This is a genomic window from Janthinobacterium sp. HH102 (genome assembly GCF_001758625.2).
GTDB lineage: Bacteria > Pseudomonadota > Gammaproteobacteria > Burkholderiales > Burkholderiaceae_D > Janthinobacterium.
The window spans coordinates 3,388,101-3,405,091 of record NZ_CP062062.1 but is presented as its reverse complement, the minus strand read 5'-3'; the positions used below and the strand labels follow the sequence as shown (position 1 = coordinate 3,405,091).

The window sequence follows — 16,991 nt, the reverse complement described above, 5'->3', positions numbered from 1 at the left end:
TTCCGTTATCGGCCAGGAGCGGACAAAGTTCAACTGGAAAGAACACAATGAAAAAGCACAGCGTTCGGGTTCAGATTGACTTTAAAGCCCCTCAGGATGGTGGCCGCGCAACTGCGACTGACCTTTGTTCGGGCATTTATCGTCCACACCTTCGTGTCGCTCAGGGTGATTATTTGGGAGTCGTGCTGTTGAATGGCCCCCTAGGCGGTGTTATGCCTGGAACCGCCGCGAACGCGGAGGCAGTCCTTGTTTATCAGTCCAGTGTAGACTATTCGCCCCTCATTCCTGGGGTAGTATTCGAAGTATTAGAGGGCGCGAAGATCGTCGGCACAGGAAAAGTTCTTTCTGAGTAGGTGGCTACCTTCGAGACTCTTATCGGCCACAAGCGGTCACTCGCGCGAGCAAGAAAAAATGGAAGATAAAATAATGCTCTTGCGGAAGATTCAATCAGCTATTCAGCAGATTCAGCCTCTGGCAGAGAAAGGCTGGCCGCCTGGGCAATCTATCCTACGACAACTAGGTTGGTGCGAAGTATTTGTGTCTGGATATCCTTCCGACCCAGCGCCAGGGCCGCTGTCCATGGGATTGATTGCCACTCGCGAACTCGACATGTACGGCGATAAGCCCGATCTCGCCTTGTTGATCAACGATATCCAAGACGCTGTGAATTCACTTCATTGATCCGCCTACTTCGGTAGTTCTATGACCGCTTCGGGGCGCAACCGGCCAACGACGGCAACCAGAAGCGGTCACTCGACGTATCCCTTGGAAACAAATGCAGATGGAAGTTAAATTTCTTAGTCTTGGCGAGCACAGTGAACATGGTCGCGTCCTTGTTGCTCGCGGCCCAACCTCAGAATCCAACATCGTTGCCAGTGTCTTGATCGCTCACCATAGTGCGCCGGTGACTCGCGTAAACATTCTTGCCAGCGCAGGGTACTCGTGCTTTCAGAGCACACGTTTCGCTGAGGGCATCGTTTACATCGGCTTTGGGCAGTTCGTGTTCGTCGTTGATCTTTACCTTGGCGAAGTTCGTCGCCATCAGCTGGACGGTTACTTTGGCCATCTGTACGATTCGCGCGACCTTGAGAACCTAAATAGCCGCATCGCAGTGCTTGTAACTTCGGCATCTGAAGTTCTTGCTTTTGACCATACAGGAGGTCATACAGGAGGTCTGATATGGGGGCAGTCGCCGCTTGGGATCGACGGTGTAGTCCTTCACGATGCGAGCGCGGGTCGGATTCGTGGTGATGGTGAATGGGACCCACCAGGCGGCTGGCGCCCATTTAGCCTAGTTCCAGAGTCAGGAGCAATACTTCAATGACCGGTATGGGGCGATAGCGGACGTACACGGCAGTCAGCGACACGACAGTCAGCGACAGGATGAGCGGCGGGTTCTTGGCAGGAGTGATGCTATGGCAAAAGCATGCTGCCCGATGGGCTCAAGTCTCTTTTCGCCGCTTACCTGCGCTCCACCCTCGCCACCACCAGCTCGATCAGCTCCGCGATCAAGGGCCGGAACGTGGCGGCATCGCCGCCCTGCCCCAGCATCACGGTGCGCGTGGTCAGGTGCGAGAAGACGGCGTCGAACAAGATTTGCGGCAGATTGGAAAACGAGGTGTCGGGCGCGATGCGGCCCTGCGTGCGCTGCTGTTCCAGCAGGCGCAGGATCAGGGCGTGCCACACTTGCGGGCCGTGCTCGTACCAGGTCTGGCCCACGGCCGGCACGGCGGCCGCACCCGTGACGACGAGGCGATAAAAGTCTACATGGCGGGGGCTGGTGACGACGGCCACCAGTTCATCGAGGATCAGCTGCAAACCCTGCTCCAGGCCCGCTTGCGACGTATCGAGCTGGCGCAGCGCGATGATGAAATCGGCGCACAGGTATTCGACCACGGCCACCAGCAATTCCTGCTTGCTGCCGAAGTAGCGGTAGGCGGTGGCCTTCGAGCCGCCCGCCTCGGCCACGATGGCGTCCATGCTGACGCCATCGTAGCCGGAGGCGAGGAAGAGGTCCGCCGCCGCCACCAGCAGCTTGCGCCGCCGCTCCTCGCTTCGGGTACTCGGGGAAGCGGGAACGGTGCGCAACTGGGGCATGAAGCAAACTCTTACTGTGTCTTGGGAAGCGCGTATGCTATCACGTAATCCCCCCGGTCCGGGCTCTGGCGGGCGCCGCCCGCGACCACCACGACGTACTGGCGGCCCGACGTGGGCGACACATACGTCATCGGCGTGCCTTGCGAACCGACGGGCATGCGCGCCTTCCACACTTCATGGCCGGTGGCGATATCCATGGCGCGCAAATAGTAATCCTGCGTGCCCGCATAAAACACCAGGCCGGACGCCGTACTGACGCCGCCGCCCAGGGTCGGCATGCCCAGCGGGATGGGCAGGCTGGCGCGCACGCCGTGGATGACGGCATCGCGCACCGTGCCGGCCGGGCGCTCCCACACCTTGCTGCGTGTTTTCAGGTCGATGGCGGCAAACACGCCCCACGGCGGGCTTTGGCACGGTATGCCCAGCGGCGAATTGAAGGCCTTGTGGTCGATGACGAACGGCGTACCATCCATCGGATAGGTGCTGCCCACGCCGTGGCCCGACGTCAGCTTGGCCACGTCCACCGTTTCGCGCGGCACCAGCCTGACCACCTGCGGCATGCGGATATCGTTGACGAACATATAGCCGTTGCTTTCATCGACGGCCGCGCCGCCCCAGTTGAAGCCGCCGTAGTAGCCTGGATAAATCAAGGTCTCTTGCGTGCTTGGCGCTGTGAACTCCCCTTTGTAATTGAGCTTGCGGAAGCTGATGCGGCAAGCCAGCTGGTCGAAGAAGGTGGCGCCCCACATGTCGCGCTCCGTCAGCGTTGCCGCGCCGAGGGCCGGCATGCCGGTCGAATATGGCTGCGTTTTGGAGACCCAGTCGCCGGCCGCATGCTCTTGCGGCACGGGCTTTTCCACCACGTCCGCAATCGGCTTGCCCGTGCGGCGGTCCAGCATGAATATCTGGCCCCGTTTGGTCAGCTGCACCAGCGCGGGAATTTTTCCACCCTTGCCGTCCGGGACGTCGTACAAGGCGGGCTGCGCGGCCACGTCGTAATCCCAGATATCGTGGTGAACGGTTTGATACGTCCAGCGCTCGCGGCCCGTGGCCATGTCGAGGGCGACGATGGCCGACGAATACTTCTCTGTCAGCGGCGGACGCTTGCCGCCCCAGAAGTCCGGCTGCTCGTTCCCCGTCGGCAGGTAGACCAGGCCCAGCGCATCGTCGAACGCGGGCGCCGACCACATGTTCGGCGTGCTGCGCGTGTAGGTCTGCCCTTCCGGCGGCAGCTTCGTGATGGCCGGATTACCGAGGTCCCAGGCCCACACCAGCTCCCCCGTGTCGGCGCTGTAGGCGCGCACGACGCCCGACGGCTCATCGGTCGAGCGGCCATCGAAGACCCAGCCGCCGAGGATGATCAGGTTGCGCACCACGGTGGGCGCGGACGTATAGGCGTAGTACGGCACGTTCATCTTGACCTTGCCCAGGCCGACCGTCAGGTCGACGGAGCCCTTGTCGCCAAAACCCTCGCACTGCTTGCCCGTCTGCGCGTCGATCTCGATCAGGCGCGCATCCATGGTCACCTGCACGATGCGCTTCGCGCATGCGCCCGCCACCGGCGCGCTGGCCGCCTGCATGCCGTCGAACTGGAATGGCTTTGTCACCTTGGCCGGCTCGTAGTAGCCCACGCCGCGGCAGCGGTTCCACGTCTTCGTGTTGGCCGGCTTCGGATCGAAGGTCCAGCGTTCCTTGCCCGTGTCCGCGTCGAGCGCGATGACCTTGCTCGTCGGCGTGCACGTATAAATGGTGTCGCCGATCTGCAGCGGCGTGTTTTGCGATTCGGATGCCCCTTCGGCCAGCTCGCCCGAGCGGTAGGTCCACGCCACCTGCAGTTGGTTGACGTTGGCCTTGCCGATCTGCGTGTACGGCGCGAAGCGCGTGCCCGACGGTCCATAGCCGTAATGCGCCCAGTTGGCGCTGCCGTCATTGATGGCCGCCACCGCATCCTGCTGCGGCTGCGCCGTGGCCTCCGTCACGCCATGCGGCTTGAACATCGAGGCGAAACCGGCCGCCAGCACGACGGCAAACAGGGCCGCGAAACCGCGCGACTGGCCACTGTGTGAATGCCCCGCCAGCCACGGATGCAGCAAGGCGGCCACGAGGCCGATGACGAGGAAAGGCGCCAGGCGCGGCACCATGGGCCAGAAGGCAAAGCCGATTTCCCACACGGCCCAGATCAGTGTCGCGACGAGCAGCGCGGCGACGACGGCACTGGCCAGCGGTTTGCGGCGCAGATACAGCACGCCGGCGAGGATGAGGCCCAGGCCGGCCGGCAGGTAATACCAGGAACCGCCAAGGGTGATGAGTTCGATGCCGCCCGCCGCCAGGGCCAGGCCGGAAAAACCAAGAAAGATACCGAAAGCCGTCAGGGCAAGCCGCTTGCCCCTGAAGACCGCCGGGATCGCCGGCGCGCCTTTATTTACTGAAGTGTCCATTTTTTATCCATGACGCCTCCCCTGCCCAGGCAAGCACGCCGGGGATGGCTGGTTTTTTAAATCTACGTAGTGAAACTGTACTGTACGGTTTCATTTTATGCCGATTTTTGATGCAAGGAAAGAAAAATTGACATGGGTGCTTGATTTTGGGCGGGGATGGAGAGCTGGCGGGGTTGTCGGATTACGCGCGTACGCGCTAATCCGACCTACCGCACTAATCAGACGAACCGGACCGCTGGACAGGCGTAGGTTGGATTAGCGCAAAGCGCGTAATCCAACAAACACAGGCGGGCCGGGTGTTACAGGGATGCCATATCGATGACGAAACGATACCTGACGTCGCTCTTGACCACGCGCTCAAACGCCTCATTGATATCCTGGATGCGAATGATCTCGATGTCGGACACGATATTGTGCTTGCCGCAGAAATCGAGCATTTCCTGGGTTTCCTTGATCGAACCGATCATGGAGCCGGACAGGCTGCGGCGCGCACCCACCAGGCCGAAGGCGTTCACGGGCGGCACGGCGCCATCCGGGATGCCGACGATGACCATGTTGCCATCGACTTTCAGCAAGTTGATGTACTGGTTCCAGTCGATGGCCGCGCCCACCGTGCAAATGATCAGATCGAAGGTGCCGGCCAGCTTGCTGAAGGTTTCCGCGTCGTTGGTGGCGTAGTAATGGTCGGCGCCCAGGCGCAGGCCGTCTTCGCGCTTCGACAGAGTCTGGCTCAGCACCGTCACTTCGGCGCCCATGGCGTGGGCGATCTTGACGCCCATGTGGCCCAGGCCACCCATGCCCAGGATGGCGACCTGCTTGCCGGGGCCGGCCTTCCAGTGGTTCAGCGGCGAATACAGCGTGATGCCGGCGCACAGCAGCGGCGCGGCCGCGTCCAGCGGCAGGTTGTCGGGAATCGACAGCACATAACCTTCCTTGACGACGATGCTGTCCGAGTAGCCGCCCTGCGTGGCCGTCTTGCCGTCCGCTTCCAGGCCGTTGTAGGTCTGGATCAGGCCTGGCATGTACTGCTCCAGATCCACGTTGCGCGTTTTGCAGGTGGTGCAGGAATCGACGAAGCAGCCCACGCCCACGTGGTCGCCCACCTTGAACTTGCTCACATTGGCGCCGACGGCCGTGACGACGCCCGCGATTTCATGGCCGGGCACCATGGGGAAGGCGGCACCGCCCCATTCGTCGCGCGCCTGGTGGATGTCGGAATGGCACACGCCGCAGTATTTGATCGAGATGGCCACGTCGTCTTCGCGCGGGGCGCGGCGCTCGAACGTGAACGGTTGCAGTGCGGAAGTCGGGCCCAGTGCGGCGTAGCCTTTGGCGATGGTGGTCATGAAAACTCCTGTATCTGTAATGTGTGGCGAGGGGTGACGCGTGCCGTGCATGCGATTGCACAAGTGTGCCCGAGATGCCCGTCCGCCGTTACCGCGATCCTGCAAGACCTTTGCACGATCCTCCAAATCTGCGTAAGATCAGCCCCTACCCTCCCTCGCCTCACGCATACTGACCTCCATGCCCACGCCACTTACTCCGCAAGATGAAATCGCCGCCCTGATCATCCGCCACGCGTCGCGCACGGGCGACTTCACGACGGCCATCGGCAACCTGACCTTCCACCGCCAGTCGTCCGTCACGGAATCGCTGTTCCATGCGGCGCGCCCCAGCGTGGCCATCATCGCGCAAGGGGCGAAGGACGTCACCCTGGGCAGCGAAACCTTCCACTACAGCCGCATGCAGTATCTGCTGACCTCCGTCGACCTGCCGGTGCAGGTGCGCGTGGTGGAAGCGAGCGTGGACAAGCCGCATCTGTGCGTGGTGTTGGGGATCGACATCGCCGACGTGGCCGCGCTGCTCGATAGCGAAAGCAGCAGCGAAAACGCGGCGCAGCAGAAAATCCTGCCTGCCACGCGCGGCATTTCCGTCAGCGACGTGTCGGCCGAGCTGCTCGACGCCATGCTGCGCCTCGTGCGCCTGCTCGACAAGCCGGGAGAAATCGCCACGCTGGCGCCATTGATCCGCCGCGAGCTGACCTACCGCCTGCTCAATGGTCCTGTCGGCGCGCGCCTGCGCCACATGGCGCTGGCCAGCAGCCAGTCGCACCAGGTGGGGCAAGCCATCGACTGGATCAAGCACAATTATTGCGAACCGCTGCGCATCGAGCACCTGGCCGGCATGGCGAACATGAGCATGTCGTCGCTGCACCACCACTTCAAGGCGATCACGGCCATGACGCCGATGCAGTACCAGAAGCTGCTGCGCCTGCAGGAAGCGCGGCGCTTGATGCTGGTCGAGCAGATCGACGCGGGCACGGCCGGCTACCGCGTCGGCTACGCCAGCGAATCGCAGTTCAGCCGCGAATACAGCCGCCAGTTCGGCCGCGCGCCCATGCGCGACGTGGGCCAGGTGCGCGCGCAGCTCAGCGGTTCCAGTGCCAGTGCCGACATGGCCTATTCCGTCTTGCCGTAACCGCCGCCGCCCGGCGTCTCGATGACGAACACGTCGCCAGGAAGCATGGCAGTCTTGCCGATATGCGCGAGCGGCTCCACCGTGCCGTCCGCGCGCTCGACGTAATTGCGCCCCAGCGCGCCCGCCTCGCCGCCGTCCATGCCGAACGGCGGAATAATGCGGTTGTTCGACAAAATCGCCGCCGTCATCGGTTCCAGAAAGCGCACCCGGCGCACGCCGCCATTGCCGCCGTGCCAGCGCCCCGCGCCGCCGGAACCGGCGCGGATGCCGTAGCTGTCGAGGCGCACGGGGAAGCGCCACTCGAGGATTTCCGGGTCCGTCAGGCGCGAATTGGTCATGTTCGTCTGCACCACGTCCGTGCCGTCGAAGCCGGGACCGGCGCCCGAGCCGCCCGATATCGTCTCGTAATACTGATACTTATCGCTGCCGAACGTGAAATTGTTCATCGTGCCCTGCGAGGCGGCCATCGCCCCCAGCGCGCCGTACAGGGCGTTGGTGATGCAGGTCGAGGTTTCCACGTTGCCCGAGACGACGGAGGCCGGATACTGCGGATTGAGCATGGAGCCGGACGGAATGATCACGGTCAATGGCTTCAGGCAGCCCGCATTCAGGGGAATCTCGTCGTCGACGAGGGTGCGGAACACGTACAGCACGGCCGCCATGCAGACGGCGGACGGCGCATTGAAATTGTTCGGCAGCTGGACGGACGTCCCCGTGAAGTCGATGACGGCGCTGCGCTGCGCCACGTCCACCTTGATCGCCACCTGGACGCGCGCGCCGTTATCCAGGTCCAGCGCGTAGCTGCCATCCTTCAAAGTGGTGATGACCCGGCGCACGGCTTCCTCGGCATTGTCCTGCACGTGGCCCATGTAGGCTTGCACGACAGGCAAGCCGAAATGCGCGACCATGTTATGCAGTTCGTCGGCCCCCTTCTGGTTGGCCGCCACCTGGGCGCGCAGGTCGGCCAGGTTTTGCTGCGGATTGCGGGCGGGCCAGCTGGCGCCCGCCAGCAGGGCCAGGGTTGCATCTTCGCGCATCACGCCCGTGGCGCCGTCGACCAGCTTGAAATTGTCGATCAGGACGCCCTCTTCCTCGATGCGCGTGGAATCGGGCGGCATGGAGCCGGGTGTGGTGCCGCCGATATCGGCATGGTGGCCGCGCGAACCGACATAGAACAGGATGGCGTCGCCCGCTTCGTCAAACACGGGGGAAATGACCGTCACGTCGGGCAAATGCGTGCCGCCGTGATACGGGTCGTTCAGCATGAAGACGTCGCCGGGCCGCATGGCGCCCGCATTGCGCGTCATGACGGTGCGGATGCTCTCGCCCATGGAACCGAGGTGCACGGGCATGTGCGGCGCGTTGGCGATCAGGCGGCCCTGGGCGTCGAAGATGGCGCAGCTGAAATCGAGCCGCTCCTTGATGTTGACGGAATGGGCCGTGTTCTGCAGGCGCAGGCCCATCTGCTCGGCGATCGACATGAACAGGTTGTTGAAAATTTCCAGCATCACGGGGTCGGCATTGGTCCCGATGGCGACACGCTCCGGCACGGCGACGACTCTGCGCAAGATCAAATGGCCGTGCGCCGTGACGTCAGCGCGCCAGCCAGGTTCGATGACGGTGGTCGCATTGGCGTCGCTGACGATGGCCGGGCCGTCGATAGTATCGCCGGGACGCAGGCTGTCCGCCCCATACAGGCCGCTGTCGCGCCAGGCGCCGGCGCAGTACATGGCCACCGTCTGCACGGGCGCCAGAGCGCCTTCACGGGGCGCATATGCGGGCGCGGCCGGTTCCGGTGCATCGGACGCGCCGATGGCTTCCACGGAAATGGCTTCGACGATCAGGGCGCGCGCCGGCATCAAAAAGGAAAAACGTTTTTTGTAGGCCGCTTCGAACTGCGCCTGCATGCCGGCGGCCGTGTCGAACAGCACGACGAGGGCCGTATCCGTGCCTTCGTAGCGCAGGTGCACGCGATGCACGAGCGCGATGCGCTCCCCTTCCACGCCCTGGCGCAGCAAATCGTCGCGCGCCTGCGCGCCCAAGGTCTCGAAATGGCGCGCCAGGTCCACGCCCAGGGCCGCCTCGATGGCCCGTTCGCGCATGGCGCTCTGGTCGGCCAGGCCCATGCCGTAGGCCGACATCACGCCCGCCAGGCGGTGGATGAAGACCGTGCGCATGCCCAGCGCGTCGGCCACGAGGCAGGCATGCTGGCCGCCCGCGCCGCCAAAGCTGGTGAGCGTATAGTCGGTGACGTCGTGACCCCGCTGCACGGAAATCTGCTTGATGGCGTTGGCCATATTGCCCACGGCGATGGCGACGTAGCCTTCGGCCACCTGTTCCGGCGTCGAGTCCACCGTGCGCGCCAGCGCTTCGAACTGGGCGCGCACGGTGGCCGCGTCGAGCGCTTCGTTCGCGTCGGGGCCGAAGACACGGGGGAAGAAGGCGGGCTGCAGCTTGCCCAGCATGACGTTGCAGTCGGTGACGGCCAGCGGGCCGCCGCGCCGGTAGCTGGCGGGGCCGGGATTGGCGCCCGCGCTGTCCGGTCCCACCTTGTAGCGGGCGCCGTCGAAATGCAGGATGGAGCCGCCGCCTGCGGCCACCGTGTGGATGCTCATCATCGGAGCGCGCATGCGCACGCCGGCGATCTGCGTCTCGAACACGCGCTCGAACTCGCCCGCGTAATGGGACACGTCGGTGGACGTGCCGCCCATGTCGAAGCCGATGACTTTATCGAAGCCGGCCAGCGCGCTGGCGCGCACCATGCCGACGATGCCGCCGGCGGGGCCGGACAAAATGCTGTCCTTGCCCTGGAAGGCGCGCGCATCCGTCAAGCCGCCGTTCGATTGCATGAATTGCAGGTGCACGCCGGGCAGCTCCATCGCCAGCTGGTCGACGTAGCGGCGCAGGATCGGCGACAGATAGGCGTCAACGACGGTGGTGTCGCCGCGCGCCACCAGTTTCATCATGGGGCTGACCTCGTGCGACACGGACACCTGCGTAAAGCCGGCCTCGCGCGCCAGCTGCGCCAGCCGCGCCTCGTGCGCATGGTGGCGGTAGCCGTGCATCAGCACGATGGCGATGGCGCGCACGCCGCGCGCATGCGCGTGTGCCAGCGCCGTACGCGCGGACGACTCGTCGAGCGGCGTCACCACCTCGCCATGGGCGCCCAGGCGTTCATCGATCTCGATCACGTCGCCGTACAGCAGTTGCGGCAGGATGATCTGGCGCGCGAACAGCTGCGGGCGGTTCTGGTAGGCGATGCGCAAGGCGTCGCGAAAACCGCGCGTGATGGCCAGCACGGTGGGCTCGCCCTTGCGTTCGAGCAGTGCATTGGTCGCCACCGTCGTGCCCATCTTGATGGCGCCCACCTGTTCCACGGGCAGCGGCGCGCCGGACGCAAGGCCCATCAGCTGGCGCATGCCGGCCAGCGCCGCATCGCGATACTGGCCCGGGTTCTCCGACAGCAGTTTATGCGTGGCCAGGCTGCCGTCAGGACGGCGCGCCACGATGTCGGTAAAAGTGCCGCCCCGGTCGATCCAGAATTGCCAGTCCATCGTCCTGCCCCCGTGCTTATGTGAGATGGCTATTGTAGCCGCCAAACAGGGACGCGTTTCAGGCGTGCGCGCCTTGCCTTTCGCCCGCTTCGGCCTTATGTTGAAGACATGCTGACTAACGGAATGTGCTCCATGACCCTGATCGACTCTGCAACACCGCTGTACGCCATCGCCGAACTGCGCGCCATCGAACAAGCGGCCATGCGCGACCTGCCGCAAGGACTGCTGATGCAGCGCGCGGGCCAGGCCGCCGCCAGCGCCGCCCTGAAGCTGCTGCACGCGCAGGAGGATGGCGACGAGACGGGCCACCGGCGCGTGCTGGTGCTGGCCGGCCCCGGCGACAATGGCGGCGATGCGCTGGAAGCGGCCGCGCACCTGGCCGGCAGCGGCCTCGAGGTGCTCGTCTGGCTGGCGCCCGAAGCACCGGCCACGTCGCCCGAACGCGAACAGGCCCTGAGCCGCGCCCGCAACAGCGCCGCGCGCTGCATGGAAGCGACGACCAGCATGGCCTCGGCCGCCGTGGGCGCCGCGCCGTGGGACCTGGTCATCGATGGCCTGTTCGGCATCGGCGCGTCGCGCCCCCTGGAAGGCGAATGCCGCGACATGGCGCAGCTGGTCAACAATCTCGATTGCCCCGTGCTGGCCCTCGACGTGCCCAGCGGCCTGCACGCGGACACGGGCGCCATCGACGGCGTCGCCATCCGCGCCACGCACACGCTCACCTTCATCGGCGACAAGCCGGGCCTGCACACGGCGAATGGCCGCGACTACGCGGGCGAAGTGGAAGTGGCGGCGCTGGCCATCGATCCGTCCCTGCTGCCCGAAGCCAGGGCCCAGCTGGGCGGCCTGCACCTGTTCGCGCGCCAGTTGCAGCCGCGCCGGCAAAATACGCACAAGGGCAGCTACGGCAGCGTGGCCGTCATCGGCGGCGCGCAAGGCATGGCCGGCGCGCCCATCCTGGCGGCCCGCACGGCCCTGCATGCGGGCGCGGGAAGAGTCTACATCGCGTTTCCCGATGCACCGCCCGCCTTCGACAGCGGCCAGCCTGAACTGATGTGCCGCCGCGCCGAAGACGTGGATTTCTCGGGCCTGCACTTTGCCGCGCTGGTGGCGGGGCCGGGCCTGGGCGACGACGCCGATACGGTGGAACTGCTGCAGCGTGCCATTGACAGCGACAGCCCGCTGCTGCTCGATGCCGATGCGCTGAACCTGATGGCGGCCGAACCGGAGCTGCAATCGGCGCTGGCCGTGCGCACGGGCGCGGGCGCGACGATATTGACGCCGCATCCGCTGGAAGCGGCCCGGCTGCTCGACATGACAGTAGCCGAGGTGCAGGCCGACCGCCTGGGCGCGGCGCGCCAGCTGGCCACGCAGCTGGGCGTGATCGTCGTATTGAAAGGGTCGGGCACGGTGATCGCCGCGCCCGATGGCCAGGTGGTCGTCAACAACACGGGCGGCCCCGCCCTGGCGACGGCCGGCACGGGCGACGTGCTGTCCGGCCTGTGCGGCAGCCTGCTGGCCCAGGGCTGGCCGGAATGGGAAGCGGCGCTCGGCGCCGTCTGGCTGCACGGCGCGGCGGCCGATGCGCTGGTGGCGGCAGGCAGCGGCCCGATCGGCTTGACGGCGGGGGAATTGATCCCGGCGATACGCAGGTTGATCAATGCCTTGTCGGCATAGGCATGCGGTGTGGTGGCGTTGGATTACGCTGCGCTAATCCAACCTACGGCCCGGAAGTCGGGTAGGTCGGGTAGGTCGGATTAGCGCGCAGCGCGTAATCCGACAATCACCACCAGCAATCACACCAGCCTGCCCGCCGCAATCGTGATGGTGCGCCCGCAACGGGCCGCGATCGAGCTGTCGTGCGTGACCAGCACCAGGGTCGAACCCCGTTCGCGGTTCAGCTCGAACATCAGCTGGATCACGGCCTCGCCCGTGGCGGCGTCCAGGCTGCCCGTCGGCTCGTCGGCGAACAGCAGCGGCGGCTCCGTCACAAACGCGCGCGCCAGCGCCACGCGCTGCTGCTCGCCGCCGGACAGGTATTTCGGATAGTGTTTCAAGCGGCTGCCCAGGTTGACGCGGCCCAGCATGGCTTGCGCCTTTTCCTTCGCATCGGGGTCGCCCCGCAATTCCAGCGGCAGCATAACGTTTTCCAGCGCCGTCAGGTGTGCCAGCAGCTGGAACGACTGGAACACGAAACCGAGCTTTTCCTTGCGGAAACCGGCGCGGCCGTCTTCGTCGAGGGCGAAGATATCGGTGCCGTCAAGCACCACCTTGCCGTCGCTGGGCGTGTCCAGTCCCGCCAGCAAGCCGAGCAACGTCGACTTGCCGGAACCGGAGGCGCCGACGATGGCCAGCGTCTCCGCCGTTTGCACGGTAAAATCGACCTGATGCAGGATGGTCAGCTCACCATCGGCATCGGGTACGCGCTTGGCCAGCTGGACCACTTCGATGGCCGGCCGGGCATTTTGGCTGTTTTGACTGTTGAGTGCGGCGGGCCGCTGGGCCGCCGCGTCGGACGGGAGAAAACTGGTGGAAGTCGCTTTAGGGAATTCGGGCATGCTGATCTATCTTAAAAAATTTCGTGAACAAATAAGTGTCAAGGGCGGCAGCCGCATGCGGCGGCGCACGCTGTCCCTGCTTCCTGCGGCAGCCCTGCTGCTGGTGTCAGGCATGGCGAACGCCTATTCTGCACCAAAAACGCTGCTGGTGCTCGGCGATAGCCTCTCGGCCGAGTATGGGCTGGCACGCGGTACTGGCTGGGTGGCGCTGCTGGAACAGCGGCTGCAAGCGCAAAAGAACGATACGCGCATCGTCAACGCCAGCATCAGCGGCGAGACCACCAGCGGCGGCCGCGCGCGCCTGCCCGCCCTGCTGGCCAAGCACCAGCCCGACGTCGTGCTGATCGAACTGGGCGCCAACGACGGCTTGCGCGGCTTGCCCGTGGCGGCCGCCGAAGCGAATCTGCGCGCCATGGGCGACGCCGTGAAAAAGACGGGGGCGCAGGTCGTGCTGGTGGGCATGCGCATGCCGCCCAACTATGGCCGCGCTTACGGCGAGCAGTTTTATGGCGTGTACGGCAAGCTGGCCAAGGAATGGAAGGCGCCGCTCGTGCCCTTCATGTTCGAGGGCATCGCCGACCAGCCGCAGCTGTTCCAGGCCGACCGCATGCACCCGAATGCGCAGGCGCACCCGACCATTTTGAAAAATATCTGGCCGCGGCTGGCGCCGTTGCTGGGGGCGAAGTAAGCCGGTTCATAAGCTCACTCAATTTTCACCCCGAAGGCCGAACTGCCGGGGTCGGACCCTGAGGGTCCGACCCCAGTCTTACGCCGGTGGGTTAAATAAAGTTCCCGACTCACAGACAAAAAAATAGCCGCTCAAGAGCGGCTATTTTTATGCATGGAAACTAAATCTTACGGTGCCGGCGCTGGGGCCGCTGGTGCGGTGACCGGTTTGACGATCTTCACCTTGGCCTTGGCTTTCAGGTATTCGACGTAGTCGAACATTTCCTGTTGCGCCAGGATGCCGCTGATCTGGTCTTTCTCTTGCTGGCGGCGCGCCGCGTCCACTTGCGCCGGCTGCTGCACCTTGGCGATGCGGTAGATGCCGTAACCCAGGGCTGGCAAGTCCACGCCCACGTACGCTGGCAGCTTGCTCGTGTCCGCCTTCATGACTTGCGCGATGGCGGCGCGGTTGATACCGTCCAGCTTGCTGCGCGACACCCATTGCGCTGCGCCGAAACCGCTCGCATCACCCGAGGCTTTCAAGGCGGCCAGCTTGGTCTCGCCCGCTTTCTTGGCCAGCTTTTCCGCTTCTTCCATGGTCACGCGCTGACGGATCATCGCTTCGACTTCGGCCAGCGGACGCTTCGAGGCGGGCTTGAATTCCACCACGCGGCCGGCGATCAGCACGTTCGGCGCGACGGTGACGGCTTCCGTGTTGCGCTTGTCTTTCAGCGAGTCGTTCGAGAAGATGGCGGTGAGGAACTTGGCGTTGTTGAACGGCGCCTTGCCCAGTGCCGGCGACGGCGTGCGCGACAGGTTGGCGGCGGTTTCCACTTTCAGCTTCAGCTTGTCGGCCACCGGTTTCAGGCTGTCCGATTGGTCATACACAGTCTCGGTAAAGACGGTAGCCATTTCCGAATACTTCTTGGCGGCAAATTGCTTGCGCAGGTCGGCCGTGATTTCGCCGCGTACTTCATCGAGCGCACGCACGTGCTGCGGCTTGAGCGAGGTGATCGTCAGGATGTGGTAGCCGAAATCGGAAGCGACGACATCGCTGATTTCGCCTTGCTTGAGTTTCGCGACAGCGCTCAGCAGCGGTGCCGGCAAGCCATCCTTGCCGATCACGCCCAGATCGCCGCCCTGTTCGGCGGATGCCGGATCTTCCGACTTGGCTTTCGCCACGGCGGCGAAGCTGGCAGGCGCCTTGCGTACTTCCGCCAGGATCGCTTCGGCCTTGGCCTTGGCGGCGGCCTTGTCAGCGGCCGATGCGTCTTTCTTGACGGCGACCAGGATGTGGCTGGCCTGACGCGCTTCTGGCGTCGTGTAGGCTTTCTGGTTCTTCGCGTAGTAGGCAGTCACGTCAGCGTCGCTAACGTCGACTTGCTCGCCCGCAGCGCTGTCGTCCAGCACGACGTATTCGATCTTGGCTTGTTCCGGGATTTCGAAGAACTTGCTGTTCTTGTCATAGAAGGCCTTGATCATGGCGTCCGTCACTTTGACTTCCGGCACGTACTGGGCGATCGGCAACAGCAGTTCCTGCACTTCACGCTCTTCCGAGGTGATGTCGGACAGGCGCTTGGACACGGTGTTCGGGGCGAAGGCCGTGCCTTGCACGGCGCCGACCAGTTGCTGCAGGGCCAGGTCGCTGCGGCGGCGCGCATCGTATTGCTGTGGGGACATGCCTTGGGCGGCCAGCATGGCCTTGTAGCGTTCCAGGTCGAATTTACCGTCCGGCAAGGTCAAGCCTGGAATTTCCAGCACTTCCTTTTGCAGCACGGCATCGCTGATGACCAGGCGGCTACGGCCCACTTCGGCGGCCACGGCACGCTCGGCGATCAGGTTGTCGAGGATGCTCTTGCGGGCTTCCGGCGTGTCAAACATTTTCTGGTCGAACTGCTCGCCCATCATCTGGCGGTAGCGGTCGATCTGCTGGCGTTGCGCTTCTTCATATTGCTGCTGCGTAACGACCTGGTCGCCGACCTTGGCGATGGTGTTCGCGCCATCGCCGAAGCTTTGGTAGCCGCTGATACCGACCAGTGCAAAAGACGGGACGATGACCAGCATCAGAAGAAACTGCATCAAGCGTCGATGGGTACGAATAAATTCAAACATGGTCAGCCAATTCGGGATGAGTGGATCACTATAAAAAAAGGCGAACATGCGTTCGCCTTGATTTCTTCGGCGGAATGGACGGGACAGATGTCCACTTCCCCTTTAGATTCAACAACTTGGCGCTGGAACTAAAGCAGGATTCTGACGCCCAAGCCATTATCTCCTGATTCTACAATGCCCATAGCGCTATAGCAAGGGTAAATCAGGGCGCGCGCCCTGCCCTGGCGCCGCCTGAACGGCAAGGCGCCAGGGCAGGCATTAAACCGGGCGCAGCTTAAAGCGGATTTAAATCGAGGTGCGTTTTATTCAAAACGGCAGGAAGGGATTCTAAAAGACGTCGCACCGAGATAATCTGGCGCTGAAAAAGAAAAACCCGCGCTACTTATTCAGCAGCGCGGGCTTCTATATTCTGGCGGAGCGGACGGGACTCGAACCCGCGACCCCCGACGTGACAGGCCGGTATTCTAACCAACTGAACTACCACTCCTTAAGAGCGTATTTTTTTGGCGGAGCGGACGGGACTCGAACCCGCGACCTCCGACGTGACAGGCCGGCATTCTAACCAACTGAACTACCACTCCGAAAAATACACAGTACTGCTTGCATTTGCATTCAAGGCTGCAATTCGCAGAACGTCAACCTTGAAATCGCGGCACCCGAAGGCGCCGCCAAATGTTTCCGGTGATTGTCACCTCACCGAAGTCCGTTAGTTTACAGCATCCTTCAAAGCTTTACCAGCTTTAAATTTTGGAACTTTTGCTGCTTCGATCGTGATCGCTTCTTTGGTACGCGGATTGCGGCCGGTACGTTCAGCGCGTTCGCTGACCGAGAAAGTGCCAAAACCAACCAGCGTTACGCTGTCGTTGTTTTTCAAAGTTTCCGTCACGCCGCCGATAACAGCGTCGAGTGCGCGCGCAGCGGCGGCTTTGGAAATGTCAGCTTTTTCAGCAATGTGGTCGATCAATTCAGTCTTGTTCACTAGCATCCCCAATTACAAAGGTATAAAACGTTTACCGTATCGTTGCGGCACTTTTGGCACCACAGCTGTCCGGCGAAAAAAATGTGCAGGCGTATTAAACAAGCCACAC

General features: G+C 63.5%; 13 protein-coding genes and 2 tRNA genes. 6 read left to right on the top strand and 9 right to left on the bottom strand.

Translation table 11 applies throughout. From position 1 onward, the window contains the following. Positions 1–47 precede the first annotated feature (47 nt). The 3 genes from JAB4_RS15410 (at position 48) to JAB4_RS15400 (ending at position 1,324) form a co-directional block, all read left to right on the top strand. Positions 48–353 (top strand): hypothetical protein, encoded by a 306-nt coding sequence (locus JAB4_RS15410; RefSeq protein ID WP_070218678.1) that lies wholly within the window; start codon positions 48–50, stop codon positions 351–353. A 58-nt stretch (positions 354–411) separates the two neighbouring features. After that, complete coding sequence (locus JAB4_RS15405; RefSeq protein WP_070308428.1) at positions 412–681, top strand: hypothetical protein; 270 nt, start codon at positions 412–414, stop codon at positions 679–681. 94 nt (positions 682–775) lie between these two features. After that, on the top strand, positions 776–1,324 hold the full coding sequence (locus JAB4_RS15400) for a hypothetical protein (RefSeq protein ID WP_139143623.1): 549 nt from the start codon (positions 776–778) through the stop codon (positions 1,322–1,324). A 137-nt stretch (positions 1,325–1,461) separates the two neighbouring features. On the opposite strand, the gene JAB4_RS15395 is transcribed toward JAB4_RS15400, so the two are convergent. The 3 genes from JAB4_RS15395 to JAB4_RS15385 form a co-directional block, all read right to left on the bottom strand. Beyond that, positions 1,462–2,097, bottom strand: a complete 636-nt coding sequence (locus tag JAB4_RS15395; protein ID WP_071650149.1) for a TetR/AcrR family transcriptional regulator — start codon at positions 2,095–2,097, stop codon at positions 1,462–1,464. A gap of 11 nt (positions 2,098–2,108) precedes the next feature. After that, entirely contained in the window at positions 2,109–4,535 is a 2,427-nt protein-coding gene (locus JAB4_RS15390) for a membrane-bound PQQ-dependent dehydrogenase, glucose/quinate/shikimate family (protein ID WP_083287097.1), read from the bottom strand. A 299-nt stretch (positions 4,536–4,834) separates the two neighbouring features. After that, entirely contained in the window at positions 4,835–5,881 is a 1,047-nt protein-coding gene (locus JAB4_RS15385; protein ID WP_070218675.1) for an NAD(P)-dependent alcohol dehydrogenase, read from the bottom strand. A 178-nt stretch (positions 5,882–6,059) separates the two neighbouring features. Between JAB4_RS15385 and JAB4_RS15380 the strand changes: the two genes are divergently transcribed. Beyond that, positions 6,060–7,013: an AraC family transcriptional regulator gene (locus JAB4_RS15380; protein ID WP_070218674.1), complete on the top strand. Its 954-nt coding sequence runs from the start codon at positions 6,060–6,062 to the stop codon at positions 7,011–7,013. On the opposite strand, the gene JAB4_RS15375 is transcribed toward JAB4_RS15380, so the two are convergent. Beyond that, a complete protein-coding gene (locus tag JAB4_RS15375; protein ID WP_070218673.1) occupies positions 6,995–10,567 on the bottom strand; it encodes a hydantoinase B/oxoprolinase family protein in 3,573 nt (1,190 codons plus the stop codon). The genes JAB4_RS15380 and JAB4_RS15375 overlap by 19 nt on opposite strands. 132 nt (positions 10,568–10,699) lie before the next feature. On the opposite strand from JAB4_RS15375, the gene JAB4_RS15370 reads away from it, so the two are divergent. Then, the gene (locus JAB4_RS15370; RefSeq protein WP_139143622.1) at positions 10,700–12,244 is read left to right on the top strand and encodes an NAD(P)H-hydrate dehydratase; all 1,545 of its coding nucleotides are present in this window, start codon (positions 10,700–10,702) and stop codon (positions 12,242–12,244) included. Between the two features lie 119 nt (positions 12,245–12,363). Here JAB4_RS15370 and JAB4_RS15365 read toward each other — a convergent pair whose 3' ends face one another. Then, positions 12,364–13,011, bottom strand: coding sequence for an ABC transporter ATP-binding protein (locus tag JAB4_RS15365; protein WP_070218863.1), 648 nt, complete (start codon positions 13,009–13,011; stop codon positions 12,364–12,366). A gap of 169 nt (positions 13,012–13,180) precedes the next feature. Here JAB4_RS15365 and JAB4_RS15360 point away from each other — a divergent pair, with 169 nt between their 5' ends. Beyond that, complete coding sequence (locus JAB4_RS15360) at positions 13,181–13,813, top strand: arylesterase (RefSeq protein WP_070218862.1); 633 nt, start codon at positions 13,181–13,183, stop codon at positions 13,811–13,813. A 167-nt stretch (positions 13,814–13,980) separates the two neighbouring features. Here the strand turns inward: JAB4_RS15360 and JAB4_RS15355 are convergent, their stop codons facing one another. From JAB4_RS15355 to JAB4_RS15340, 4 genes are all read right to left on the bottom strand, one after another. Further along, positions 13,981–15,903, bottom strand: a complete 1,923-nt coding sequence (locus tag JAB4_RS15355) for a SurA N-terminal domain-containing protein (protein WP_070218861.1) — start codon at positions 15,901–15,903, stop codon at positions 13,981–13,983. 410 nt (positions 15,904–16,313) lie between these two features. After that, a tRNA-Asp gene (locus JAB4_RS15350) sits at positions 16,314–16,390 on the bottom strand. Between the two features lie 17 nt (positions 16,391–16,407). Beyond that, positions 16,408–16,484 (bottom strand) — tRNA-Asp (locus JAB4_RS15345). 125 nt (positions 16,485–16,609) lie between these two features. Then, positions 16,610–16,882 (bottom strand): HU family DNA-binding protein, encoded by a 273-nt coding sequence (locus JAB4_RS15340; RefSeq protein ID WP_010398442.1) that lies wholly within the window; start codon positions 16,880–16,882, stop codon positions 16,610–16,612. Positions 16,883–16,991 lie beyond the last annotated feature (109 nt).

Excerpts from the sequence above, each read along its gene's own strand:
- JAB4_RS15410 (WP_070218678.1), top strand. The coding sequence starts at position 48 with ATGAAAAAGCACAGCGTTCGGGTTCAGATTGACTTTAAAGCCCCTCAG.
- JAB4_RS15385 (WP_070218675.1), bottom strand. The coding sequence starts at position 5,881 with ATGACCACCATCGCCAAAGGCTACGCCGCACTGGGCCCGACTTCCGCA.
- JAB4_RS15355 (WP_070218861.1), bottom strand. The coding sequence starts at position 15,903 with ATGTTTGAATTTATTCGTACCCATCGACGCTTGATGCAGTTTCTTCTG.
- JAB4_RS15395 (WP_071650149.1), bottom strand. The coding sequence starts at position 2,097 with ATGCCCCAGTTGCGCACCGTTCCCGCTTCCCCGAGTACCCGAAGCGAG.
- JAB4_RS15405 (WP_070308428.1), top strand. The coding sequence starts at position 412 with ATGGAAGATAAAATAATGCTCTTGCGGAAGATTCAATCAGCTATTCAG.
- JAB4_RS15360 (WP_070218862.1), top strand. The coding sequence starts at position 13,181 with ATGCGGCGGCGCACGCTGTCCCTGCTTCCTGCGGCAGCCCTGCTGCTG.
- JAB4_RS15390 (WP_083287097.1), bottom strand. The coding sequence starts at position 4,535 with ATGGACACTTCAGTAAATAAAGGCGCGCCGGCGATCCCGGCGGTCTTC.
- JAB4_RS15380 (WP_070218674.1), top strand. The coding sequence starts at position 6,060 with ATGCCCACGCCACTTACTCCGCAAGATGAAATCGCCGCCCTGATCATC.
- JAB4_RS15375 (WP_070218673.1), bottom strand. The coding sequence starts at position 10,567 with ATGGACTGGCAATTCTGGATCGACCGGGGCGGCACTTTTACCGACATC.
- JAB4_RS15400 (WP_139143623.1), top strand. The coding sequence starts at position 776 with ATGCAGATGGAAGTTAAATTTCTTAGTCTTGGCGAGCACAGTGAACAT.
- JAB4_RS15370 (WP_139143622.1), top strand. The coding sequence starts at position 10,700 with ATGACCCTGATCGACTCTGCAACACCGCTGTACGCCATCGCCGAACTG.